Origin of the sequence: Streptomyces sp. KLMMK (assembly GCF_036961605.1) — a bacterium.
In the GTDB taxonomy this organism is placed as follows: domain Bacteria; phylum Actinomycetota; class Actinomycetes; order Streptomycetales; family Streptomycetaceae; genus Streptomyces; species Streptomyces telluris.
The window spans coordinates 1-850 of sequence record NZ_JBAMDC010000787.1; the positions used below are offsets into that span (position 1 = coordinate 1).

Here is an 850-nt window from a genome sequence, read left to right on the forward strand (position 1 = left end):
GGTGGAGGGTGTCGGGGTCGGCGAGGCGGGAGAGGGCGAAGGCTGTGGTGGGGGAGGCGGAGTGGGCGTCGTGGACGAGGATGTCGGGCTCGTTCTGCGGTGTGACCTGGACGACCTGCAGGTCGCCGGTGGCCGCGTTGCGCACGACCCCCTTGTCGTTGTCGGTGCCGAAGCGGATGGGTTGGCCGTGTTCCAGGCGGATGACGGCTTCTTTGGCCTGGTCGCGGTCTTTGAGGGGTTCGAAGGCGCCGTCGTTGAAGATGTTGCAGTTCTGGTAGATCTCGACGAGGGCGGTGCCGGGGTGTTCGGCGGCCTGCTGCAGGACTTCGGTGAGGTGCTTGCGGTCGGAGTCCACGGTGCGGGCCACGAAGGATGCTTCGGCGCCGAGGGCCAGGGAGACCGGGTTGAACGGTGCGTCCAGCGACCCCATCGGGGTGGACTTGGTGATCTTCCCCGTCTCGGAGGTGGGGGAGTACTGGCCCTTGGTGAGTCCGTAGATGCGGTTGTTGAAGAGGAGGATTTTGAGGTTGACGTTGCGGCGGAGGGCGTGGATGAGGTGGTTGCCGCCGATGGAGAGGGCGTCGCCGTCGCCGGTGACGACCCAGACGGAGAGGTCGCGGCGGCTGGTGGCGAGGCCGGTGGCGATGGCGGGGGCGCGTCCGTGGATGGAGTGCATCCCGTAGGTGTTCATGTAGTACGGGAAGCGGGAGGAGCAGCCGATGCCGGAGACGAAGACGATGTTTTCTTTGGCGAGGCCGAGTTGGGGCATGAAGCCCTGGACGGCGGCGAGGATCGCGTAGTCGCCGCAGCCGGGGCACCAGCGCACTTCCTGATCGGACTTGAAGTCCTT

At 66.6% G+C, this 850-nt stretch carries 1 protein-coding gene; it reads right to left on the reverse strand.

Annotated elements, in window-relative coordinates; all coding sequences use genetic code 11:
- A partial coding sequence (locus V7793_RS37955; RefSeq protein ID WP_336014314.1) for a 2-oxoacid:ferredoxin oxidoreductase subunit beta occupies positions 1–850 on the reverse strand: 850 nt, incomplete at both ends.